20 protein-coding genes and 1 rRNA gene are annotated in these 23,608 nt (G+C 38.4%); 13 read left to right on the forward strand and 8 right to left on the reverse strand.

Features of this window, described 5'->3' with window-relative positions:
* Positions 1-74: ribosomal RNA gene (gene rrf, locus BCL90_RS26310) — 5S ribosomal RNA — on the forward strand; the annotation flags it as partial.
* A 723-nt stretch (positions 75-797) separates the two neighbouring features.
* On the forward strand, positions 798-2,564 hold the full coding sequence (locus BCL90_RS00285; protein ID WP_166792197.1) for a S8 family peptidase: 1,767 nt from the start codon (positions 798-800) through the stop codon (positions 2,562-2,564).
* A 170-nt stretch (positions 2,565-2,734) separates the two neighbouring features.
* Here BCL90_RS00285 and BCL90_RS00290 read toward each other — a convergent pair whose 3' ends face one another.
* The 4 genes from BCL90_RS00290 to BCL90_RS00305 form a co-directional block, all read right to left on the reverse strand.
* Positions 2,735-3,508 (reverse strand): polysaccharide deacetylase family protein, encoded by a 774-nt coding sequence (locus BCL90_RS00290; RefSeq protein WP_244095020.1) that lies wholly within the window; start codon positions 3,506-3,508, stop codon positions 2,735-2,737.
* A gap of 7 nt (positions 3,509-3,515) precedes the next feature.
* On the reverse strand, positions 3,516-4,448 hold the full coding sequence (locus BCL90_RS00295; RefSeq protein WP_121281976.1) for a glycosyltransferase family 2 protein: 933 nt from the start codon (positions 4,446-4,448) through the stop codon (positions 3,516-3,518).
* Positions 4,445-5,629, reverse strand: coding sequence for a glycosyltransferase family 87 protein (locus BCL90_RS00300; protein ID WP_121281977.1), 1,185 nt, complete (start codon positions 5,627-5,629; stop codon positions 4,445-4,447). The genes BCL90_RS00295 and BCL90_RS00300 overlap by 4 nt, the downstream gene beginning before the upstream one ends.
* A 194-nt stretch (positions 5,630-5,823) precedes the next feature.
* Positions 5,824-8,400 (reverse strand): alpha-L-arabinofuranosidase C-terminal domain-containing protein, encoded by a 2,577-nt coding sequence (locus BCL90_RS00305; protein WP_121281978.1) that lies wholly within the window; start codon positions 8,398-8,400, stop codon positions 5,824-5,826.
* Between the two features lie 630 nt (positions 8,401-9,030).
* On the opposite strand from BCL90_RS00305, the gene BCL90_RS00310 reads away from it, so the two are divergent.
* From BCL90_RS00310 to BCL90_RS00345, 7 genes are all read left to right on the forward strand, one after another.
* Positions 9,031-9,108 carry a potassium-transporting ATPase subunit F gene (locus BCL90_RS00310; RefSeq protein WP_082035969.1) on the forward strand — a complete coding sequence of 26 codons (78 nt, stop codon included), beginning with the start codon at positions 9,031-9,033 and terminating at the stop codon, positions 9,106-9,108.
* 38 nt (positions 9,109-9,146) lie between these two features.
* Positions 9,147-10,865 (forward strand): potassium-transporting ATPase subunit KdpA, encoded by a 1,719-nt coding sequence (gene kdpA, locus BCL90_RS00315; protein ID WP_121281979.1) that lies wholly within the window; start codon positions 9,147-9,149, stop codon positions 10,863-10,865.
* A gap of 152 nt (positions 10,866-11,017) precedes the next feature.
* Positions 11,018-13,045 (forward strand): potassium-transporting ATPase subunit KdpB, encoded by a 2,028-nt coding sequence (kdpB, locus tag BCL90_RS00320; protein ID WP_121281980.1) that lies wholly within the window; start codon positions 11,018-11,020, stop codon positions 13,043-13,045.
* A 132-nt stretch (positions 13,046-13,177) separates the two neighbouring features.
* Entirely contained in the window at positions 13,178-13,738 is a 561-nt protein-coding gene (locus BCL90_RS00325; RefSeq protein WP_121281981.1) for a K(+)-transporting ATPase subunit C, read from the forward strand.
* Between the two features lie 227 nt (positions 13,739-13,965).
* Positions 13,966-15,036 (forward strand): porin, encoded by a 1,071-nt coding sequence (locus BCL90_RS00330; protein ID WP_121281982.1) that lies wholly within the window; start codon positions 13,966-13,968, stop codon positions 15,034-15,036.
* Positions 15,037-15,422: 386 nt separating this feature from the next.
* On the forward strand, positions 15,423-16,553 hold the full coding sequence (locus BCL90_RS00340) for a sensor protein KdpD (protein ID WP_121283402.1): 1,131 nt from the start codon (positions 15,423-15,425) through the stop codon (positions 16,551-16,553).
* 52 nt (positions 16,554-16,605) lie between these two features.
* The gene (locus tag BCL90_RS00345; RefSeq protein ID WP_121281984.1) at positions 16,606-17,004 is read left to right on the forward strand and encodes a hypothetical protein; all 399 of its coding nucleotides are present in this window, start codon (positions 16,606-16,608) and stop codon (positions 17,002-17,004) included.
* A 158-nt stretch (positions 17,005-17,162) separates the two neighbouring features.
* On the opposite strand, the gene BCL90_RS00350 is transcribed toward BCL90_RS00345, so the two are convergent.
* A complete protein-coding gene (locus BCL90_RS00350; RefSeq protein ID WP_121281985.1) occupies positions 17,163-17,903 on the reverse strand; it encodes an SDR family oxidoreductase in 741 nt (246 codons plus the stop codon).
* Between the two features lie 120 nt (positions 17,904-18,023).
* Between BCL90_RS00350 and BCL90_RS00355 the strand changes: the two genes are divergently transcribed.
* From BCL90_RS00355 to BCL90_RS00370, 4 genes are all read left to right on the forward strand, one after another.
* A complete protein-coding gene (locus tag BCL90_RS00355) occupies positions 18,024-18,599 on the forward strand; it encodes a Crp/Fnr family transcriptional regulator (protein ID WP_121281986.1) in 576 nt (191 codons plus the stop codon).
* A 343-nt stretch (positions 18,600-18,942) separates the two neighbouring features.
* Entirely contained in the window at positions 18,943-19,737 is a 795-nt protein-coding gene (locus BCL90_RS00360) for an SDR family NAD(P)-dependent oxidoreductase (protein WP_121281987.1), read from the forward strand.
* A gap of 331 nt (positions 19,738-20,068) precedes the next feature.
* Complete coding sequence (locus BCL90_RS00365) at positions 20,069-20,581, forward strand: DinB family protein (protein ID WP_121281988.1); 513 nt, start codon at positions 20,069-20,071, stop codon at positions 20,579-20,581.
* A 162-nt stretch (positions 20,582-20,743) separates the two neighbouring features.
* Positions 20,744-21,745 (forward strand): helix-turn-helix transcriptional regulator, encoded by a 1,002-nt coding sequence (locus BCL90_RS00370; protein ID WP_121281989.1) that lies wholly within the window; start codon positions 20,744-20,746, stop codon positions 21,743-21,745.
* A gap of 239 nt (positions 21,746-21,984) precedes the next feature.
* Here BCL90_RS00370 and BCL90_RS00375 read toward each other — a convergent pair whose 3' ends face one another.
* From BCL90_RS00375 to BCL90_RS00385, 3 genes are all read right to left on the reverse strand, one after another.
* The gene (locus tag BCL90_RS00375) at positions 21,985-22,443 is read right to left on the reverse strand and encodes a DinB family protein (protein WP_244095021.1); all 459 of its coding nucleotides are present in this window, start codon (positions 22,441-22,443) and stop codon (positions 21,985-21,987) included.
* A 191-nt stretch (positions 22,444-22,634) separates the two neighbouring features.
* Positions 22,635-22,886, reverse strand: coding sequence for an FUSC family protein (locus tag BCL90_RS00380; protein ID WP_121281991.1), 252 nt, complete (start codon positions 22,884-22,886; stop codon positions 22,635-22,637).
* A gap of 267 nt (positions 22,887-23,153) precedes the next feature.
* The gene (locus BCL90_RS00385) at positions 23,154-23,393 is read right to left on the reverse strand and encodes a hypothetical protein (RefSeq protein WP_121281992.1); all 240 of its coding nucleotides are present in this window, start codon (positions 23,391-23,393) and stop codon (positions 23,154-23,156) included.
* Positions 23,394-23,608: the final 215 nt, after the last annotated feature.

Consider the following 23,608-nt stretch of genomic DNA (forward strand, 5'->3'; position numbering starts at 1 on the left):
CCGAACAGAGAAGTTAAGCCCACCAGAGCCGATGGTACTGCGGTAACACGTGGGAGAGTAGGTCGGTGCCAGATCTTAAAAAGAAACCCCTCAACGATAAGTTGAGGGGTTTTCTTGGTTTAAAGGCTTTTTGAAGTATATTATTTAAAACTGTTAAGGCGTTAAAAAGGATTAGGCAAAGGTTCTATTTCTTAATGTCCTTAATCTCTTAATGGTAATGGGCTATAAAATTTTCTGACCATTAAGGCGTTAAGCAAAGTTAAGGGCTGTTCCCGCAGATCACGCTAATTTGCGCAGAGGCCATTCCATCATCCATTTTACATCTTACCTGTTTTTCTTCTTCTTTCCCTGGTTAATAGCCCTGATGGGAGTGAGCACGGAGCCAATTCTTCATTGGCGGAGTAAAACGGACAGCAGGATGGAACCTAGCCTAATGGTTACTGCCATTGCGCTCCTAATCGTCTGAAAAGGGGCTGTAAAATTTTTCTCACCATTAAGGCGTTAAGCAAAGTTAAGGGTTGTTCGCGCTGATCTCCGCAGAGGCCATTCCATCATCCGTTTTACATCTTACCTGGTTTTTACTTCTTCTTTCCCAGCTTAAATAGCCCTGATGGGAGTGGGCACGGAGCCAATTCTTAATTGGCGGAGTAAAACGGACAGCAGGACGGAACCCAACCTAGTGGTTACTGCTGCTGCGCTTCAAAAACAGATTGACTGCTCTTGTTAAAAAATGTAAAATCTTTCAACCTCAAGGTAATAAAACCGTATTATTGTAGTATTACGTACATATTATGATGATGAATGTGAATCTTAAGAAATTAACTTTTTTTGCTTTTATTTTGTGTGTAAATTTTAGCGTTTTTGCTCAAAGTAAAAATGTACAACTCCCTGCAAATTGGTTTAACCTCGATTTACAGGAGAATGGCTATTTTGGTATTAGCACGGAGAAAGCTTATCGTGAACTTCTAAAGGATAAAAAAACTAAACAAAATATTATTGTGGCGGTAATTGATGGTGGTGTAGATATCAATCATCCTGATTTGCAAAGTGTTTTATGGACGAATAAAAAAGAGATTCCCGGAAATGGAATAGACGATGACGGCAACGGTTATATTGATGATATCCATGGCTGGAATTTTATCGGTTCTAAAAAAGGTAATCTGGAATTCGATAATTTAGAACTGGTGCGTTTGTTAAGAATTTATACGCCAAAATATCAATCAACAACCAATTTAACTCCTTTAGATAGCACGCAAAAGGAAGAATTTAAGCTTTATAAGAAAATGGTTGGCGATTTTGGTAAAAAATATGAAGATGCCAGCAATACTTTTTCTGTTTTGATTGCCATTAACAAGGTATTGGATTCTGTAGCTAAGATCAATAAAAAAGAAGTGCCAACGATGGATGATGTTGATCAGTATAAAGCTGATGATGAAACGGAAGAGCAGGTAAAAACAATCATCAGAAAAGGTACGAGGGAAGATGGTAGTTTCGAGAAGTTTTATAAGAACATAAAGGAGGGATACAAGCAATACGATGCGATGCTGAAGTACAACCTAAATCCTAAATACGATATGCGCGCGGAACTGGTTGGCGATGATTATAGCAATTCTTACCAAAAAGATTACGGAAACAACGATGTTAAAGGTCCCGATGCTTTTCATGGCACGCATGTATCAGGAATTATTGGTGCCGATCGTACTAATTCAACAGGTATTTTGGGGGTAGCCAATCATGTAAGTATTATGGCTATTAGGGTAGTGCCCACGGGAGATGAACGTGACAAAGATGTGGCTAATGGCATCAGGTATGCGGTTGATAATGGCGCCAAAGTAATTAATATGAGTTTTGGCAAAAGTTACAAGTGGGATAAAAAAGCAGTAGACTCTGCAGTAAAATATGCAGAACATAAAGGTGTATTGTTGGTACATGCAGCCGGAAACGACAATCAGAACAACGATATTGAAGAGAATTTCCCTAATAAGTTTTTTGACAGTAAAGAGGCAGAAACTTACAAGGAAGCCAATAAAAAACCCAGCAAGCCAGATTTTACACCACCTAAACCTATGGCACAAAATAATGGAATGGGCATGAGGCCACCTTATAACCGACCTTCATTCGTAAAGCCTGCACGAATCGACTCAGCAAAGTTTAATCTACCCCATGCCAATAATTGGATTGAGGTAGGTGCAAGTGCTTATAAGGATGATGATAATCTGAAAGCCGATTTCTCCAATTATGGTAAGTACAGCGTTGATGTTTTTGCCCCAGGGTTTTTGATCAAATCGACAGTGCCAGATAATAAATATGAAGAAGCTGATGGAACAAGTATGGCCTCGCCGGTTGTTGCTGGTTTAGCCGGTTTAATTTTAAGCTATTATCCGGAATTAACACCTGTTCAGGTAAGAGAAATCATCATGAAATCTGTTTCGAAAGTAGCACATAAAATAAAATACAAGAATGATAGAGGGGAGAACACCCGTGTGCTTCTTAGCGAAATATGTGTGAGCGGTGGTATTGTAAATGCTTATAACGCACTTAAATTGGCAGAGTCGTATAAATAAAAAAGAGGTTTTTAGTTTTTTTTGAAGCGCAAGGGCATTACAACGATTTAGGTTTTTTCCCGTGCTCCGCTCTATCCCTTCGCTACGCTTCGGGGATGCCGCTTCGCCCGGGGCTAAGCACTCCGGAAAATGCCATGAATGCCAAACGAAAAAATACATTTATTAAAAATCTAAGATTCCAGGTTTTTAATAAATTCCTGAAAGGTACCAAATGGGTAATTTTTACGCTTCATCCAGGAAATTAGTATTTCCATACGTTCGATCATTTTTATACCTGTATTCTTTCTTACATAACCAGGGAAACCAAAGCGTTCGAAATCATTTAAATCGGTAAATTCCCAGGGGTGAAAATAGATATTCAGGTATTTATCCTTTTTATAAGTCCAGCTGGCTAAGGTTTTGTAAATGATTAAAGGCAGATTGTGGAAAGAGAGCCAGAATAGCGGGAAACGGACCATCGGGCTTACAGAAGCAGGAATTTGCAAAACATTATCTTTAATAAAATGCGTTCGCGAGATATTAAAATTATTATAGCGTCCGGGTAGGTAAGTTGGATTGATGGATGTGTTGTACGTGTATCCAGCCTTCTCAATCTCCTTTTCATCAACAGGCATCATTCTCGCCATGCGGTAACCTGTAATTTCTTTACCTGAAAGTTCTTCGAGTTTGAGTTTAGATTGAAGCAGGTGTTCGGGTTTAAAATCAGAATGATAATAACCATGTGAGGCCAGTTCGTGCCCTGTTTCAGTAATCCGCTTAATCAGATCAGGTATATTTTCGGCAAAAGTAACCGTACAGAAAAAAGTAGCTTTCACATTATATTTATCCAAAATATCTAAAATAGCGATAGTCCCTGCTCTAGAAATGGCAATCTGATCTTCAAAAGAAATTTCTTTTCCGTATTCAAAAGGCATGTCAAACTCTTCGATATCAAAACTTAACATTACCATTTTATTTTTGCTGAATATTGGTTGAACGGATAATATAATTTGGACGATTTTTAGTTTGCATAAACATTTTACCTACATAAATGCCTATAATACCCAAGATTATAAGCTGTAGTCCACCAAAAAAGACGATGGTCATAATTACTGATGCCCAGCCAGAAACTTCTACATGGTTTACAAATGCGTAGATAATGTAAGGGATATACAGTACAGAGGCAAAAGAAAGAATGAAACCCAGATATACTGCAGAGTATAGGGGTTTTATACTAAATGAGGTAACGCCATGTAGTGCCAGCCTCAACATTTTTTTAAAGGTATATTTGCTATTCCCCGAAAAACGTGCAGCCGGATTGTAACGAATGGCGAATTGCTTAAAGCCAAGCCACTTTACCAAACCGCGTAGAAATGGCTCGTTTTCATGGAAATTCCTAAAAACACTCACAACTTTTTGATCGAGTAAGCGGAAATCGGCAGCGCCTGGCTCGAGATCAATATCTGATAACCAGTTTAAGGTTTTATAAAATAAGCTTGAGGAGCTTCTTTTTCCTTTTGATAAATTTTTATCTTCTTCCCTGATAGTGTACACCACTTCGAAGCCTTCCTGCCATTTCTGTAACATTTGGGGAATCAACTCCGGAGGATGTTGCATATCGCAATCCATAGAAATCACGCAATCGCCAAAAGCATGGTCCATGCCTGCTTTAACTGCCAATTGGTGACCAAAGTTCTTAGAAAACTCAAGAAAGAATATGTTGTATGTAGTTGAAGCGTACTCTTTTATTTTTTCGAGGGTATGATCGGCGCTTCCATCATCCACCAGAATAATTTCATAATCGTAATTGATGGTTGAAAAAACTTTTTTAATACTTTCGGCTATTACAAAAATATTATCGGCTTCGTTGTAAGCAGGGATTACTATAGAAACTAATTTATTCATTTATCGGCAATCAGATAAGACTCAAAATCCTCTTTCATCATCTGGTAAATTATGGTTAGCCAAATGATAACGCAAGGTAGGGCTTTAAGGGAATATAGACGAATAAATTCTTTTACCGGCCTTGGGAAAATATCGGTTGGCGACAGACTGGTTAATATAAATGCAAAAATAAACAAGGCAATTATCCACCCTTTTTTTGGGTTTTGCTGCACCGTAAACCAAATGGCAACACCTGCGAAAGCAATAATATAGGTTGGTGATTCAGAACCACTGCTAAATATAACGGTAAAAATAAGTGTTGATGCCAATAACATTAACCTAAAGCCAATATATTTATATTGTTTTATCCGTAAATAGGGCAAAGCAAATAATATAAGACCAACTAATAAAAACGGGAGATTGGGAATGTTTACGCTTCCTGTTGCTCTTCTAACGATTCCCATTAAAGAAATATCCTGAAATGAAGTTAATGATGCATTTAAGTCATTTTTATGGGCTAGGGAATGGTACCAGTCGCTATATGATTGAATTACAAATGCCGGAGATGAAATTACCATTGGGAAAACAAAGAGTACTGCAAAAGCAATTAAGCCGCCTATGATAAATTTTAACTTATTTTTAGTGAAGAAGAAAAATGCCAATCCAACAATCCCGTAAAGTTTAACCAATGTGCCGAAGGCGATAAAAAAAGCCGATTGTACTTCCTTCTTTTTAATCAGATGGGAGAAACTTAGTAATATTAGTCCTGTTAGTGCAATGTTAAACTGAAAGCTGAAAAGTGCAGTTAATGTTTCATGTGCACAGATCCATGCAATTATGGTTCGCTTGTTAAGTGATATGGGTAGGCTGTAAATTCCCCAAAGTAATATGGTAATATTGGCGATGTTCCAAAGTATACAGCCTAAACCATCTGGCAATACTGCAAATGGAGCAATAAAAATCGAAAACACAGGACCATAATGATTACTATCAAAGTATTCGGGATAATTATTGTATAAATTCTCCAAATCGATGGTATGCCAGTATACATATTTAAAAATCAGGTAATTGTTATAGGAATGGTGATGGTATTGCTTAAAACCAGCTACAAGAGCCAATATGAGGTAAATAGCAAATACACATTGCTTTTTTAAGAGTAATGAGGACAGTTTACCAAGATTAATTTTTGTGAAAGTGTTCATTATGATTTGATGCCGCAATATAACTATTTTAACAGCTCACATGGATATCTATTCTTTTAAAGCTTTGCTTTTTGTTCCGGATGGAAATGCATATCGAAGATTAATTTTGGACTATGGTTAAATTTATTTTGTTTAATACACAAAACCCTGTACAAAGTCAATTGTACAGGGTTTTTAGGTTTTATTACCTGAACCTAATGCGCTTTAAATCTTAAAACGGTAAAAGAGTAAGCCGGTAGCTCAAGTTGTCTGCTTGCATCAGTATTGATTGTTGTAATAACCGGAACAGTTTTTTTATCTGCCGGGTTACCTGAAATTACAGTTTTGATGGTACTTTTTCCAAGTTGTTGCTGATTTAAATCGAGCGAGGTTTTCACAGTAACTGGAAGCAGGTTAACAAGTTTAATGATCAAATCGCCGGTTTTGGCATCTTTAACCATCGAACAGGCCATCCGTTTATTTACGTTTTCCTGGTTTGAAGAAAGAACCACAGTTGATGGGATATACTCATCACCAGCATTCTGTCCGTATAATTGTTGTACGAAATAGCCTATTGTGGGTTTTACCTCTGCATTATTAAAATAAATCAAATCGGGATCCCATTGCGTATGCCCCTCTTTAGCGATAAGTGGGGCATAAGATGCCATACTCACCACATCACCATTGCGCTCCAGAGAAATAAGATACAGTGCTTCAGCAAGTGAAGTTTCCAGGTTTGTTCTATTGCCACCAGGTAAACTTGCAGCATATTCGCCGAGGTAAACTTTCGATTTAGACCGGTCGTAACTGTCGTAAAAATTTTGATTATTGATAAACCAACCCGGCGATTGGTAATAATGTTCATCAATAATAGGAACGTTAAGGTTTGAAGCAATTTGCCAGCCAGCCTCATAATCAGTTCCTTCATAAAACGGACCTGCTGTACCTATGATTGTAATTTCGGGATGCGATTTTTTCAGTGCTTTATAGATCATCGTAAACCGTTCAGCAAATACTTCTGTAATCTGGTCTTCATTGCCAATGCCTATATATTTCAGGTTAAATGGTTTTGGGTGGCCTGCTTCAGCACGTTTCTTACCCCATTCGGTTTTTACATCACCGTTGGCGTATTCTATTAAATCTTCTATATCCTGTATATATTGCCCCATTTCACTCATTGGTATACCACCCTGTTGACCACCACCACCTGTAGCTGAATTTTGGCAAGGTACACCGGCAGCTACTACCGGAACGGGTGCAGCACCAATATCTTCGCAGAATTGAAAGTACTCGTAATAACCAAGCCCCATGGTTTGATGGTAGCCCCAAAGGTTTCGATCTGGTTTACGAGCGGCTAAGGGACCAATTGAGTTTTTCCATTTGTAGATGTTGGCTATGCCATCGCCATGCGCAAGACAACCTCCTGGAAAACGTACAAAACGAGGGTGTATATCTCCAATGGTTTGAGCGAGATCTGCCCTTAATCCATTTTTCCGGCCTTTAAAAGTATGCTTTGGAAACAACGAAACCATATCAATTGCAATACGCCCCGGATTGCGAATCACGATTTCGAGTTTTGCATTGGTCACATCTGCAGAAGATACCAAAGTTAATGCTTGTGTTTTCCAGTTGCTTGAAGTGAGGTTTAAATTTGATTTAGCCAGAATTCCCTGTTTATCACTTACCAGCCTAACTTCAAGATTCACCTTTTTTACATTCAATAACTTAGCTGATAACGAAAAATCATAAGATTCACCTTTTTTCAATGCTATTCCATCAAAACCGCTATTAAGAAAGGATGCTCCTGCAAGGGGAATATCTAAAACTGCGTAATGAGGATTATTGGGATGAATTGGCGAAATCGAATCTATTTTCATGGTAGCGCGATCACCCTTCAATAGCCAGGCATAACTGCTGTTCCAGTTTTGGTCGTTGTATTCTTTATCACGGGGGTGATATTCAAAATCCCGGTTCTGGATCAGTTCGGCATACAAACCGCCATCAGCTGCATAATTTAAATCTTCGAAAAATACACCTGTTAGCATATTGCTGATCGATTTTGCTTTATCGGGTTGGAAAGTTATTTTTGCCTCTACATTTTTAAGTCCTGCAAAACGCTGTGCATCATCCCTGGTAGTTTCTCTATCCTGTTTGTTTTTATAGTCTTTTAGTTCGTATGCTTTTTTTAAGCCCAGAATAACTTTCCATGATAAACGATGCACTTGTCCGTTAGTTGCATTGGATAGATTAACCGATGTACTCCCATTGAGGTAAGCTGAAGCAGGCACTTCTTTTACAGGGCTGTAATGGTTTAAATCTTTGGTTTTCGTTTGGAAATATTTTTCGTTAGCATCTGCATAGGTTACCGTATATTCATCCAGGTTTCCATCATATTTAATAATTGGGCGTAAAACATTTTTACCTTGCTTTACATAAGGATAGTTTTGCGGGCTCCAGTTTACAAGATCTTTCGAACTTGAGGTAGCAAACTGTAGCGTATGGTTGTTCAGGCTCCAAATACATACCCAAAGTCCATTTTTGCCCTGGATAAGAAAAGGCGTTATCATTTTTTTTTCACTTCCCCATCGGCCATAATCGCTTTTCAGATAGGTATAATCGTTCCCTAAAGGTGTCCAGTTCTGTTTATCTAAACTCCAGGCAAAACGAAGTCCGTTTGCATTATAAGCAAATAAATAAGCCGAATCGGGCTCGTTGATTGGTTTTTTATTTATGGCAGATACATTTACTGCGACTAAAATCAGCGCTGCAAGAAGCCAAAATTTTCTTTCCATTTTTTGTTAAAATTTAATTGTTAAATTCCATTTATTTGCCAATGCTTAGTGGTCATTTAGTTAGAAATTTTTTCTAATTTAATAATAATCGTTATAACTACGATTATTATTAATGTTACTTATCCAGAAATAATTTGTTGAGGAATCGATTAATCCAAATGCAAAGATAAAAATACAGGCCTATAGCCACATTTTAACGCTGCTTTGCGAATTAACTTGAGTTAGCGTGCAGGTTCTAAGATCGCGATGGAATTAAATTAAGTATCGTCAATAAACTCATCATTTTATCTGCAAGGCCAATCAGACTGATGTAAGTGCACGGAAGAAATTGTTTAGTCTCCAATCATTGACCATGAGAGATTGCATATCACAGTATGGCAAATACCAATATGAAAAAAACCTTTCCAAAATGGAAGGGTTTTTTTATATCTAATTCTAATTGATGTAATGGTTATTTGTTTAACTTTATGATTATCAGTTATTTATTTGATTCGTCTCTTTTATGGTATAAGAGTTGGATACTGGCCTGTAAAATCATTACAATTATGACAATATTACTTTTTTTAATCCTGGTACTGCTCTGCTGGGCTACTTACAAATCGATAAACTGGTTCGAAAAAATCTAACACTATGATCGCATTATTTATTATCGCCATCGCCGTATTTATCTATATGATTTACGTGCTGATCAAACCCGAAAAATTTTAATCCTTACCTCCTTCAACGGAGCATTAACAAATTAAGAAATGAATACTGAATTAACAGGCATTATTGCCACATTTCTGCTCACCCTGGTTATCGCCATACCTTTGGGTAAATACCTTGCCAAGGTTTTTGCAGGAGAAAAAGTCTGGACAGATTTTTTAAAACCATTGGAGACTGGTATTTACAAGCTTTCCGGAATCAATATTAAAGAACAGATGAACTGGAAACAGCAGTTAAAAGCACTGCTCACCATTAATATACTATGGTTGTTTTATGGTTTTTTTGTGCTCATCTTTCAGGATAAGCTTCCTTTCAATCCGGATGGAAATTCTGGGATGACACCAGATCTCGCTTTTAATACCATTATCAGCTTTGTTGCCAACTGTAATCTCCAGCACTATTCAGGCGAGAGTGGCGTAAGTTATCTTACCCAGCAATATGTGCTCATGTTTCTTCAGTTTGTGAGTGCTGCAACAGGTATTGCTGCTGCTGTAGTTCTTTTTAAAGCTTTTAGAGATAAAACAACTACTGAGTTGGGTAATTTCTGGGAATTTTTTGTGAAATCAATTACCCGTTTATTGTTGCCTTTATCATTTGTAATGGCCTTAATCTTAACTTTTAGCGGTACACCTGCAAGTTACGATGGTAAAGATAAATTCATTTCTCTACAAGGCGATACGGTTAATGTTTCGAGAGGACCGGCTGCTCAAATGATTGCCATTAAACATTTAGGTACAAATGGCGGAGGTTATTTTGGAGCCAATTCGGCACATCCTTTTGAAAACCCAAGTTACTTTACCAATATGGTTGAGCTGATTGCTCAGGTCATTATTCCAATTGCCATGGTAATTGCTTTCGGTTATTTTATCCGCAGGAAAAAATTGGCCTGGACCATTTTTGGGGTCATGACCATTGGTTTGTTTATGCTGCTCATCCCTATGCTTAGCTCAGAACTGGGCGGAAATCCAGCTTTGGCAAAAATGGGTATTTCACAAACTACAGGAGCAATGGAAGGAAAAGAAGTCCGCTTTGGTCCTGCTGCATCTGCTTATTGGTCAACGGTAACTACGATTATTTCTACAGGATCTGTAAACGGTATGCACGATAGTACCATGCCGATGTCGGGTACATGGCAGTTACTTGGAATGATGATCAACTCATTTTATGGCGGTTGTGGTGTAGGTTTATTGAATTATTTCATCTACCTGATTGTTGCTGTATTTATTTCGGGACTGATGGTAGGAAGAACACCAGAATTTCTGGGCCATAAGGTAGAAGCCAGAGAGATTAAGATTGCGGCCATTATTACTTTGCTGAGTCCGTTTTTGATCCTTGCCGGTACAGCCATTGCAAGTTATATTTTTACCAGTCATGGCAATGCTGCCTGGGCTGTTCAACCTAAAAGCTGGCTCAATAATCCTGGTTTCCATGGGTTCTCTGAGATGCTGTATGAAATGACTTCATCAAATGCGAACAATGGTTCGGGATTTGAAGGATTGGGAGATAACAATATGTTCTGGAATGTATCCACTGGTATTGTGATTTTCTTAGGTCGTTTCTTACCGATTATTGGCCCGGTTGCCATTGCCGGATTACTGGGAGCCAAAAAATTCATCCCTGAATCGGCCGGTACGCTTAAAACAGATACCAAAACTTTCGCACTGATGACTTTTGCGGTGATCATCGTGTTAAATGCACTTTCTTATTTCCCAGCCCTGGCTTTAGGTCCTTTGGCAGAATATTTTACCATGCTTAAATAAATGAGAGTTGTCACATTGAGCCTCCCGATAAAAAATCGGGACAAGTAGTCGAAATGAAATTATCAAAAGTCCTTCGACAGGCTCAGGATGACAAACCACACCATAATCTGTGAAATCAATTAAATCTGTGAAATCACATAACAAATAAAAAAATGAAACCCAATAATAAATTGTTCGAACCTGCCTTAGTGCAGACCGCACTAAAACAATCTTTCATCAAGCTTGATCCAAGGGTAATGGTACGGAACCCGGTAATGTTTACCGTAGAAATCGGAACACTGGTAATGGCTTATGTTACTGTGTACTCTTTCAGCCATAGCGGACAAGGATCGCCTCTGTACAATTTCTTTATCTTTTTAGTTTTATTGCTTACCGTTCTGTTTGCAAACTTCGCTGAAGCGATTGCAGAAGCAAGAGGTAAGGCACAGGCCGACAGCCTTCGTAAAACAAGGGAAGAAACGCCAGCTAAAGTGCTTTTGGCCAACGGAACCATCGAAATTCGTTCATCCAATCAATTAAAAAAAGGAGATGTGTTCGTTTGTGAAACAGGCGATACCATTCCAACAGATGGAGAGATTATTGAAGGTATTGCCACTATCGACGAATCGGCCATTACTGGTGAGTCTGCCCCGGTAATCCGCGAATCAGGAGGTGATAAATCTTCGGTAACTGGCGGTACAAAAGTTTTATCTGATGAGATTAAAGTTCAGGTAAGCACTGCACCTGGTGAAAGCTTTTTGGATAAAATGATTGCTTTGGTTGAAGGTGCATCACGTCAGAAAACGCCAAACGAGATAGCTTTGACCATTCTGCTGGCCAGTTTTACCCTTGTGTTTATCATTGTATGTGTAACCTTGAAACCTTTTGCTGATTATGCCAATACCCCAATAACCATTGCATCGTTAATTTCCCTGTTTGTATGTTTAATCCCAACCACCATCGGCGGGCTTTTATCTGCCATTGGTATAGCGGGGATGGACAGGGCGTTAAGGGCGAACGTGATTACTAAATCGGGTAAAGCGGTAGAAACTGCTGGAGATATTGATGTACTGCTTTTAGATAAAACCGGAACCATCACCATTGGTAACCGTAAAGCAACCAATTTTTATCCAACAGCAGGTGTTAACATTAAAGATTTTACAGATGCCTGTGTATTAAGCTCGTTGGCTGATGAAACCCCGGAAGGAAAATCGATCATTGAATTGGCTGCTGAACAAGGTTTCAAATCTGCCGGAACACCAGAGGGATCAACATTCATCAAGTTTACTGCTGAAACCCGTTCGAGCGGATTGGATACTGTAGATGGAAGAAGGATCAGAAAAGGTGCTTTCGATTCGATCAGGAATATTGTTGAAAAAGCCGGGAATATTTTCCCTTCTGATATCGAAAACCATGTAAAGGCTATTGCTACCAATGGAGGAACACCACTTGTCGTGTCAGAAAATGAAAAAGCCCTTGGCGTAATCGAATTACAGGACATTATTAAGCCTGGTATCAGCGAACGTTTCGAACGTTTAAGGAAAATGGGTGTAAAAACAGTAATGGTTACCGGCGATAACCCGTTAACAGCTAAATACATTGCAGAAAAAGCAGGTGTTGATGATTTTATTGCAGAGGCTAAACCCGAGGATAAAATGAATTACATCAAAGATGAACAAACCCTTGGTAAGCTGGTAGCCATGATGGGCGACGGTACTAATGATGCTCCTGCTTTGGCGCAGGCCGATGTTGGTGTAGCCATGAACAGCGGAACACAGGCTGCAAAAGAGGCCGGTAACATGGTCGATTTAGATAATGACCCTACCAAGCTGATTGAGATCGTAGAAATCGGTAAACAATTGTTGATTACCCGCGGTACATTAACCACTTTTTCCATCGCGAATGATGTGGCCAAGTATTTTGCAATTGTTCCGGCCTTGTTTATTGCCTCAATTCCTGCGCTACAAAGTCTGAATATTATGGGCTTGCACTCGCCAGAATCAGCGATTATGTCGGCGGTGATTTTTAACGCCATCATTATTCCGATCCTGATCCCACTGGCTTTAAAAGGTGTGGCTTATAAACCAATCGGTGCAACTGCTTTATTACGCAGAAACCTGTTTATATACGGTATTGGTGGTGTAGTAGCGCCATTTATAGGAATTAAAATAATCGATTTATTGGTCGGGTTATTTGTGTAATGAAAAATGTCATTCTGAGTGCAACGAAGAATCTGCAAGCGATAAGAAGCTGCTCAAAACAATCACTGCCTTAGGTTAGAGATGCTTCGTTCCTCAGCATGACAGCAAAGAGAAATTTAAAAAAATAAAAAGATGAAAAAGTACATCATTCAATCCATCCGCTTAACACTTGTATTATTGGTATTGTTATGCGTAATATATCCGGTTACTGTTGCCTTTATAAGCAAAATGTCTAAAGGAAACGGGGGAGGAGAAAAAGTCACCAAAAATGGTAAAACAGTAGGTTATGCATTATTGGGTCAGTCGTTTACCAAACCTCAATATTTCTGGGGAAGACCATCAGCAGTTGCCTACAATGCAGCGGGTTCTGCAGGTTCTAACAAAGGGCCATCTAATCCTGATTACTTAAAAGAAGTGCAATCGCGTATTGATACTTTATTGAAATACAATCCGGGCATCAAAAAATCAGATATCCCTGCCGATATGGTTACTGCTTCAGGAAGCGGACTTGATCCAAATATTTCTGAACAGGGTGCAGCCATTCAGATCGATAGGGTTGCTGCAGCACGTAAAATCGATGTGAAAAAAGTGAAAGAACTGGTTGCCATGAACACACTTAAACCATTTATGGGTTTATTTGGCCCTTCATCAGTAAATGTGCTGAAATTAAATCTTGCCCTTGATGCGCTTTAGTTAGCGTTTCTAAGAAGTGTCGTCATCTCGACCGTAGTGAAGAGATCTAATCAATACACGTTTAAAGATCTCTCCATTCAACTGCGTTTCATCCGATAGCTATCGGATCGAGATGACGACAGTTTATAATAAAATATTTCCCAAAACAATAACAACGGCAATGCTTTAAGGTCTGGTGCCAACTAGCCTGGGCCTTAGGTTTTGCCTAATACAAAACATTCAGTAAAATGAAAAAAATACTATTACTTGCCGCTACAATCACTACAGGATTCTTCGCTAAAGCACAGGAAGAACCAAAAATTAAAGTGACGGGTTACCTTGAAGCCTATTATGGATACGATTTTAACAAGCCTGCAGACCATAACCGTCCGGGTTTTATTTATTCGCATAACCGGGCAAACGAAGTAAACCTGAACCTTGGTTTTATCAAGGCCGCTTATGATAGCGGAATGATCAGGGCTAATTTAGCGGTAATGGCAGGAACTTATGCCAATGCTAATCTTGCTGCCGAGCCTGGTGTATTAAAAAATATCTTTGAGGCCAATGCTGGGGTAAAATTATCCAAAACAGAAAATCTTTGGATCGATGCAGGAATCTTTTCTTCGCACATCGGTTTTGAAAGTGCGGTTTCGAAAGATTGTTGGGTACTTACCAGAAATATTTCTTCAGAAAATACACCTTACTACGAATCGGGTGCCAAAATTACTTATGGTACCAAAGATGGTAAATTTACAGCTACCGCATTGTACCTGAATGGATGGCAGCGCATTACCCGCCAGAATGGAAATAATAAACCTGCCGGTGGACTTCAGCTGACTTGGAAACCAACTGATAAAATTACCGTAAATTACAGCAATTATCTTGGAACAGAAGGTGCTGATTCTGTTCGCGTAAACAGGTTTTACCACAATGTTTATGGGGTTTTTCAACTTACCGATAAGTTTGGTGTAACCCTTGGATTTGATTACGGCACGCAACAAAAACAAAAAGGCAGTAGCGATAAAAGCGAAGTCATTTCTCCGGTAGCCATTGCACAATACAAATTTGCACCGAAATGGGCCGTTGCCGGAAGATTTGAATATTATGAAGATAAAAACGGAATTTTTATTGTCACTGGCACACCGCAAGGTTTTAAAACCAAAGGGTATTCTTTAAATCTTGATTACTCGCCAATCGCCAATGCTGTTGTGAGGTTGGAAGGAAAAGCATACGATAGCAAAGACAAAATATTTGCAAGAGAAGGCGCTGCGGTTAATGCCAATGCAAGTTTAACGGCAAGTATTGCGGTATCGTTTTAAAAAATAAGTGCCGTCATCTCGACCGTAGTGGAGAGATCTGTTGAGTATCTGTTCATAGATCTCTCCATTTCGTTGCACTCCAGTCGAGATGACGACTCTTAGAAATGAATTTTTTGCAAAAACCAAAAAACAATGCATCCCTACATAGAAATCATATTCAGCCTCTTTTTAGCGTTCTTAGGAATATTAATGATGCGAAAATTGAATTCTTTAAAAAGGAATAAAATAAGTGTAAAAAAAAGAAGTTATGCCACAGAAAAATACTTTAAACTGCTTTATAATAAGATCTCTTTTAGGTTTATGATCGTATTATTTACGTTGGTTATGATTGTTGCAATTACTATATTGATTGAAAAAGGAGTAATGAATGTTACCTGGTAAAAATGATGGAAGAAGAACAAAAAGAAGAATCTGTCAGACACTTTTTAGATCTGGTTAAAAAATCCAGGCGTGGAAAGCTCAAAATCTATATTGGCATGAGTGCTGGTGTGGGTAAAACTTACCGTATGCTTCAGGAATCGCATGCATTACTGCGAAATGGTGTAGATATTTGTATCGGTTATGTTGAAACCCACAAAAGGGTAGAAACAGAAGCCCTTGTTGAGGGTCTTCCGGTTATTCCGAGGCGGAAAATCTTTTATCGGGGCAAGGAAATCGAAGAGATGGACCTTAAAGGAATCATGAATCGCCATCCGGAGATTGTTATTGTAGATGAACTTGCCCATACCAATGCCGAAGGCAGTAAAAACACCAAGCGCTGGCAGGATGTTTTCGATCTGCTTGAGGCGGGGATCAGCGTAATCTCTGCAGTAAATATTCAGCACCTGGAAAGCATTAATGAAGAAATTGAGCAGATTACAGGTATAGCTGTTACCGAACGGATCCCGGATAAGATATTGGAGATAGCCGATGAAATCGTAAACATCGACCTTACAGCTGACGAACTGGTTACCCGCCTTAAAGAAGGTAAAATTTACGATAAATCAAAAATCGAAAGGGCATTGGGTAATTTTTTTCAATCTGACAAAATTCTTCAGCTGCGCGAGCTGGCCTTAAAAGAGGTAGTGCACCAGGTCGAGCGAAAAATTCAGACTGAAATTCCCAAATCAATTAAACTTAGGCCCGAACGCTTTTTGGCCTGTATTTCTTCTAACGCCGAAACTGCAGGCGTAGTGATCCGGAAAACAGCCAGATTGGCTTCCTATTACCGGTCGCCATGGATGGTGCTGTATGTACAAAGCGATAGTGAAAGCATGGAACGCATTAAACTGGATAAACAACGCCATCTGATTAATCATTTTAAACTGGCTACCGAACTGGGTGCTGAAGTAATTAAAATAAAAAGTAACGCCATTACCAGGACCATCATCGATATCGCCACTGAAAAAGAAGTTACCACAATATGTATCGGCAAGCCCCATCTTAATATTTTTCAGGTAATTTTACGTACTGCGGTTTTTAATGGCTTGCTCAAGAATCTGGCGATGAAAGATATTGATCTCGTTATCCTATCTTAAAAATAAAATTGCTGATCACACAATTCTCAATTAATCAAAACCATATTCCTTTATGTCGGTTGAAATAATAGGACCTAAGGAAAGTGGTATGGAAAAAAAGGATACTAAAACACGTTTGATTAATGAAATTACCACTACAGGATTGCAAGCTGCGGCGAAGAAACTAGGTGCTTCGGCAAGTAAGGCACAGATTAAAAAGGGTGTTTCAAAACACATCAGTTTAATTGATGAACTTATGCATATTGCTTTAATCAAAAATAAAGATTCATCGAAAAGGGTGCAGCGCAATATTGAGTTTGTTGGCCTTGGTATAATGGCGGCGCATACTTTTTACCGTGGTTTTAAAAAGAAAAAAAGGTTATTGATTTTCGAAGGCATTTTTCTTACAGCTGCTCTTGGAGGAGTGTTATTGGCCACGCAACTTAAAGCATTAAAACGGCAAATAGTGTGATATATTGGAGTTGCGGAAAGTCGTCATCTTGATCCGAGAGCTATCGGATGAAACGTAATGAAATGGGGCGATCTTCAATAGATTTAGATTCGCTAAGCACTACCTGGTTTCTAGACTGCGTTGCCCTCTGATCGAAATGACGATTTTTTTATTGTGAATTACACCAATACCGAACCACCATCTACCACAATTACTTGCCCTGTGCCGTATTGTTGTTTCATGGTGTATAAAAATGCCTGTGCAATATCTCCGGCTTCTCCAACGCGCTTTACAGGTAAACGTTCACCCACACCAACATAGAGGTTATTTCTATCCTCATCGCTCATGCTGTTCCATAAATTGGTTTTAACCACACCTGGCGATACCAAATTTATACGTACTGGTGCCAGTTCTACAGCCATTGCACGGGTAAAACCTTCCATGGCGCCACAAATACTGGCTGCTACGCCCCAGCCGGCACTTGGCCGTGGGCTGGCAATACCTCCTGTTAAATTAATAGAACCACCTGCCTTAATTTTCTTTGCTGCATATTTAACTGCAGCAAAAGCACCCCAATACCTTAATGTAAAAAACTGACGGGCATCATCCAGGTCAGTTTCATCAACCGTATTCAATACCAGATTTTCGCCTGCGGTATATACCAGGTGATCGAAAGATTCTACTGAATTAAAAAACTGTTTGATGTTTTCTTCTTTACTCAGATCTACGGCAAAGCCTTTGCAGTTTTCGGGTAAGGATTTTAATGCCTCATTAATCCTGTTTTCATTACCGGAAACAATTACCACTTTTGCACCATCGTGCGCTGCGGCCTGTGCGGTTGCAAAACCTAGACCAGAGCTTCCACCTAATATGATCACTGTTTTTCCTTTGAGTGTAAATTCATTTGCTTTTATTTTCATGATGTTGTAAATTGAAGTGCAAATTTTGAGATATCAACGACCAATTCACTTACCAATTGGTAAAAACGGTCTGAGCTTGTATTTTTGTTCAACTCAACTCCATATCATATATAAATCCCAATGCCGAACAAACTTATCAGCTACCTGAAACTGTACCATCAAATTTCGGCAGAAGAAGAACAGTATATCATAGAAGCCTTTAATCTCAAAATGTTTAAAGAAGGAGAAGCGCTTTCCCAGCCAGGCAGTATTAGCAAAGAACTTTTTTTTATTGTTGATGGCGTACTCCGGATCGTTATCCGAAATGAAAAGGGGAATGAAGTGACCCATTATTTTTTAAAGGAAAATCAGTTTTGTACGATATTGAATAGTTTCCATAAGCAGATACCAGCAGAAGAGTGTATACAAGCAGCCTGCAATTGTGAAGTTTTAGGTATTAGCAGAACAGCACTTTTGAAACTTTACGAAAAGGTACCCTATCTTAAAACAGTTATTGATCAGATTACACAACAAGCTTTAATAGAAAAGATCAATATCCGAAATGCCTATTTGGGGCAGGACTCTGCCAATAGATACCGGTTGTTTGTTGCCCGTCAGGTCGATATTGCCCTGCGCGTATCATTAACAGATGTAGCTTCTTATTTAGGCATCACACCACAATCTTTATCCAGGATCAGAAGGCAGATCAATAGCTAGTTATTATCTTCACTAATTACAGGGACTCTTTTTTAATAGTAGATAAAACATTGGCGTAGTGGCCATACCCGGCCAAATATTGATCAAGCCATTAAAAAAGCATCCTTATACATTAGGATTACTTTTTAGTGCCTCATAGATACGTTCTTTTAAGTGTGGTTAGAGGCTACTTTTTCATTTCTTGCTTTAGCCTGTCCTTGTTCAAGAGCAATACCCGATTTTTGTAGCCTTGTCATTCATTTTAACATATTTATATGACACTTTTTAGCCAGAAAATTGTTCAATTTATATCACCCACATAGCAATAGAAATTTTATCGTAAACATTATTTAAAAATCAAAGAATGGATTTACAGTTAAAGCATAAAACAGCTTTTATAAGTGGCTCTACCGCTGGGATCGGATTCGCCATTGCTGAAAGTTTATTAAAAGAAGGTGTAAAAGTGATTATCAATGGCCGGTCGCAAAGCAGTGTGGATGATGCCATGAAGTCGTTGCAAGGTATTGCCGGGAAAGATTTTATTTCAGGCATAGCGGCTGACTTTTCGAAAGCTGATGAAGTAAATAACCTGATTGATAAACTTCCGGAGATAGATATACTGATTAATAATGCGGGGATTTTTGAACCTAAAGCCTTTGAAGATATCAGTGATGATGATTGGTTTAGGTTTTTCGAAGTCAATGTAATGAGCGGAATCAGGTTATCTCGGCAGCTATTCCCTAAAATGTTAAAGAAAAATTGGGGCAGGATTATTTTTATCTCCAGTGAATCGGCAGTGTTTATTCCGGATGAAATGATCCACTATGGTATGACTAAAACTGCACAGCTGGCGGTTAGCCGTGGTTTGGCTGAACTAACCAAAGGTACTGAAGTAACCGTCAATTCAATTTTGCCTGGTCCTACCAAATCAAAAGGAGTTGGTGGTTTTATTGAAGATTTGGCTAAAACTGGAAACATTACCGTTGCTGAGGTAGAAGCCGATTTCTTTAAGAACATGAGGCCTACTTCATTACTGCAACGCTTTCTTGATGTAAGTGAAATCGCAAACGCAGTTACTTTTTATGTAAGTCCATTAGCCTCGGGAACCAATGGGGCAGCCATTAGGGTAGAGGGCGGTTTGGTGAGATCGATATTGTAGTTGGTTACTTTCAGGCTATGCTTACAGATAAGAATGGCTTCAGTTAATTAAATGGCTGCATTTGATAACTAATTTAGAGCCTGTTTAAATTTTTATGACAAAAATAAATGGCCTTTTGCTGTCACAAGAGCTTAGTCGATTGTTTTATTAATGCGTTGAAATGGTCTTGACTACGTTCAGACTGACATATGAAATAAATTTTAAACAGGCTTTTATATTACCTTATTATTTACCCAGTAATATACAAGAAGCTTTATCAAACTGAATAAAGAATAGTTTCACTAAAGGCTATGGTTTCTTAAATCGGATTTAAAGTTTAAAAAAAATATTAATGTCGCAGAAATTAGAAGTTTGGCAACGAGGGCCGCTGCCCGAAATTATTCCGATGTTACAGCCTGTAGCACATGCCTTATTGCAGGCAAGAGAAGAGATTAATGATTATATGCTCGATTTCCCAGTCGAACTGCTTTGGCAACGCCCCGCAGGAATGGCATCTACGGGTTTTCATCTTCAACATTTAAGTGGGGTGCTTGATCGGGTATTTACTTATGCCAGGGCCGAGGGCCTTTCTGAATTTCAATTTGCCCAGGTGGCTGAAGAGGGTAAAGATTCAGCAGAGGGATATACCGTCGCAGATCTCGTTAACCGTTTCAATAAGCAGGTAGATCAGGCCTTAGTGCAAATCAAGAGTACAAATGAATCAACACTGTCCGATTATAGGGGTGTAGGGCGCGCAGGACTCCCTTCAACGGTTATTGGCTTGTTGTTCCACGCAGCAGAGCATACCATGCGCCATGTAGGGCAATTGATGGTTACCGTAGCCGTAGTGAAGAATAATAAATAAATTTAATTATCTGATAACCAGTTGTATATATTCTAATTTCATAAAAGATAATTCACTACTGCCATAGTGTTGTCACCAGGCATGTTAAATTTGCTGCACAATTAAAATAATTTATGGATCACCTTAAATTAGCTGCTACAATCAATCCCCGCATTTTTAAAGATGGATATTACCAAAAGATTTGACCGGATACTACAAATATTTTTTCTATTGCAGTCTAAATCGGTAGTCACTACTGAAGAATTACAAAAGCGTTTCGAAATCAGTTTAAGAACAATTTACAGGGATTTAAAAGCATTGGAGATTGCAGGTATTCCGATTGTAAATGAATCTGGATCTGGTTATTCGATTATGGAAGGTTTTAGGCTGCAGCCATCCAGGTTTAGTCAGGAAGAAATTCTTAGTTTAATGGTTGCCGAAAAAGTGATGCAGAAACATGAAACCGAATTTGTTAAAAAACATTTTGATGCGGCACTTATTAAAATAAAAAGTTCTTTTCAGGTGCATCAAAAAAGAGATTTCCTGCATTTAGAAGATAAGATACATCTTAAAAATAACTTTACCCCTAATGATTACTTGCCCAATATTATCGATGTTTTACTCAATAGTACTTTAAAGAAGAAGGTAGTTCATATTCATTACCTTAAAAGCGGCGATATTCATACTGTTGGCAGGTCGGTAGAACCCATAGGCGTATTCTACGAACACAGTCTTTGGTATCTTTTAGCTTATTGCCATTTAAGGAAAGATTACCGTAATTTCAGATTAGATAGGATTAAAAAAGTGCTGGTGCTTGAGGAAAAATTTACTATTGCACACCCAACAGTTAACGAATTCAGGGATAAAAGTTTAGCTGAAAATGTGATGAAAGTTGAAATTAAGGTAGACAGGAAGTATGCCAATTTTCTATATTGGGAGCGGCAGATTTTCGGATTTACAGGCGAAGAAATTTCAGATGATTTTGTGGTGATGTATTTCGACTGTTCCCTTGCTGTGGTTTCTTTTGTCCGCTGGTTTGTTAAATTTGTTGATGTGGCCGAAATTATAGAACCAGCCCATTTAAATAATGAGCTGGTTGAAATAATGGAATCTGGTTTAAAGAGAATAAAAAGTAAAGAGGTTGATTGGGAACCACCTTTTAATAAAAGGAAAACTTATGAATAATAGTGAATTTCAATGAGATAAATGGCCTCAAAGTATCGTCATTTCGACCGTAGTGGAGAAATCTTTTTATTTTTTTTGCTTCAAAGATCTCTCCGCTCCGCGTTGCTTCGGTCGAGATGACGATTTTTCTCTTAAATCAGTGGTAGCCAATCAAAGGAACCGTTTAAATCTCTCGCAATCGTTTCAACGTGATAAGTACCAAAGTAAAGTACAACTCATAATACGGTCTTATTTGTTATCTAATATCGATCCCAGAAAAATGGAGGCTCAATGCCTAATGCCCTTAAATATACAAAGCCCTGGCCACGATGGTGTATTTCGTTATCGATGAAATACAAGAGGTGGCTAATAATCGTAAACTCGTACTGCCCGAATAATTTAATTGTTTCGTGCAGCTGATCTTCAGAGATTTGGTTAAAGTACGCTACAATTTTGGGGGTATCCTCATCCCATTTATTAAGGATCTCTTCCTTGGTATTGAGTGGAAGATCATGACTAAAAGGTGCTGTTTCTCTGGTAACCATTTCTTTTAAACCCGGAACATCAATTGATAATAACTCTTTAATTAATGCCGAAAAAGGTCTCATTCCACCGATCGAAAATTCGAATAGTTCTTTCTCAGGAAATTTTTCGATGGTTTTTCGGGTTAGTTTTCTGTGGCCTAACCAATGTTGTAGTAATTCGCTTTTAGTAATCATAGTTGCTGACATTTTGTTATATTAATTTAATAGAACAAAGCTAAAACTGGCCTATGACAACAGTTTGTCAGTCGAAAAATGATATATTATATTTTTTAAAAAAAATCTATTTAATATTGGTTTAAGAATAGTTTTTGAGTTGGCGTACCATTTATTAATGGGACTAACGATAGTTGTGGTTACTCAATCCTTTATTTCAAACCTCTTTCTTTTAAAAGATTTTCTATCTCCTGACTGTTATATTTCGAGTTATTGGCAAGCTTATAGATGAAAAATAAAGGGATAAGCGTCAAAAGGCCTAAAGTGTTTTTCATCACGCTATAAAATATAATGCCAGCCAGAAAGCCTATTAATACCGCATTTATTATAACTGCTGATTTCCTTTTTTTTGCTTCTAGCAAGAGTTCTTGATCGGTTAATTCAGATAGTGTTTTTTGCTCCATTTTGGGTTTATTTAGATCATTTTTTAAAGGGTATTCATCCCCTGGTTAATACTCAAATATAAATAATAGATGCTATTGGTAAAACAGAGATTGCGTTTAAAATCCTGCGTTATTAAAGGGCTTGTAAAAATAGCAAGCCATAAAAATAACCAACATTCTTTATCCCCCCATAACTTTGCATCTACAATGATACGTAAGGCATTAGGCCCGGTAGAGCTAGACGTTTTTAACCATCAAAACAGAATAGGAATTTAATAAAAGCGGGCTTTATGAATTAAAAACTTTAATCATTACATTTGCCTTTGGTGAAAAACTTTGTATTCCTTTTTTCTCTTTATCTGATCCTTCTTGGCCTAATGCCCTGCCAGGACAAGGAAGATATGTTTTCAAAGTCTCACACCGAAAGCATTGTGCACAGCGATCAATCAAAAGCTGGGCATATGCATGGCGAATCTTGTCCACCATTCTGTAGCTGTGCCTGCTGTTCTGTTGGTCAGCACTTTCCATCCGAAAAGTTAACAAACCTTATTGTTCCGACATTCCGGAAACCATACCCGGTTTTCCAGTGCTCAGCATTGAAAAAACAACCACTAGATATTTGGCAACCGCCTAAGCTCGTTTAATCAATCTTTCATCTCATGGCAATGCCCATGAAAAAGCATGCTTTTTACATGCATATTTTGCACCATGATTGCAATGATGCCTGCTATTTATTGATTTTT

It is taken from the genome of Pedobacter alluvionis (assembly GCF_003664035.1).
Taxonomy (GTDB): domain Bacteria; phylum Bacteroidota; class Bacteroidia; order Sphingobacteriales; family Sphingobacteriaceae; genus Pedobacter; species Pedobacter alluvionis.

Coding starts and splice junctions, on each gene's coding strand:
- BCL90_RS00285 (WP_166792197.1), top strand. CDS start 798: ATGAATGTGAATCTTAAGAAATTAACTTTTTTTGCTTTTATTTTGTGT.
- BCL90_RS00290 (WP_244095020.1), bottom strand. CDS start 3,508: ATGTTAAGTTTTGATATCGAAGAGTTTGACATGCCTTTTGAATACGGA.
- BCL90_RS00295 (WP_121281976.1), bottom strand. CDS start 4,448: ATGAATAAATTAGTTTCTATAGTAATCCCTGCTTACAACGAAGCCGAT.
- BCL90_RS00300 (WP_121281977.1), bottom strand. CDS start 5,629: ATGAACACTTTCACAAAAATTAATCTTGGTAAACTGTCCTCATTACTC.
- BCL90_RS00305 (WP_121281978.1), bottom strand. CDS start 8,400: ATGGAAAGAAAATTTTGGCTTCTTGCAGCGCTGATTTTAGTCGCAGTA.
- BCL90_RS00310 (WP_082035969.1), top strand. CDS start 9,031: ATGATCGCATTATTTATTATCGCCATCGCCGTATTTATCTATATGATT.
- kdpA (WP_121281979.1), top strand. CDS start 9,147: ATGAATACTGAATTAACAGGCATTATTGCCACATTTCTGCTCACCCTG.
- kdpB (WP_121281980.1), top strand. CDS start 11,018: ATGAAACCCAATAATAAATTGTTCGAACCTGCCTTAGTGCAGACCGCA.
- BCL90_RS00325 (WP_121281981.1), top strand. CDS start 13,178: ATGAAAAAGTACATCATTCAATCCATCCGCTTAACACTTGTATTATTG.
- BCL90_RS00330 (WP_121281982.1), top strand. CDS start 13,966: ATGAAAAAAATACTATTACTTGCCGCTACAATCACTACAGGATTCTTC.
- BCL90_RS00340 (WP_121283402.1), top strand. CDS start 15,423: ATGGAAGAAGAACAAAAAGAAGAATCTGTCAGACACTTTTTAGATCTG.
- BCL90_RS00345 (WP_121281984.1), top strand. CDS start 16,606: ATGTCGGTTGAAATAATAGGACCTAAGGAAAGTGGTATGGAAAAAAAG.
- BCL90_RS00350 (WP_121281985.1), bottom strand. CDS start 17,903: ATGAAAATAAAAGCAAATGAATTTACACTCAAAGGAAAAACAGTGATC.
- BCL90_RS00355 (WP_121281986.1), top strand. CDS start 18,024: ATGCCGAACAAACTTATCAGCTACCTGAAACTGTACCATCAAATTTCG.
- BCL90_RS00360 (WP_121281987.1), top strand. CDS start 18,943: ATGGATTTACAGTTAAAGCATAAAACAGCTTTTATAAGTGGCTCTACC.
- BCL90_RS00365 (WP_121281988.1), top strand. CDS start 20,069: ATGTCGCAGAAATTAGAAGTTTGGCAACGAGGGCCGCTGCCCGAAATT.
- BCL90_RS00370 (WP_121281989.1), top strand. CDS start 20,744: ATGGATATTACCAAAAGATTTGACCGGATACTACAAATATTTTTTCTA.
- BCL90_RS00375 (WP_244095021.1), bottom strand. CDS start 22,443: ATGATTACTAAAAGCGAATTACTACAACATTGGTTAGGCCACAGAAAA.
- BCL90_RS00380 (WP_121281991.1), bottom strand. CDS start 22,886: ATGGAGCAAAAAACACTATCTGAATTAACCGATCAAGAACTCTTGCTA.
- BCL90_RS00385 (WP_121281992.1), bottom strand. CDS start 23,393: ATGGAAAGTGCTGACCAACAGAACAGCAGGCACAGCTACAGAATGGTG.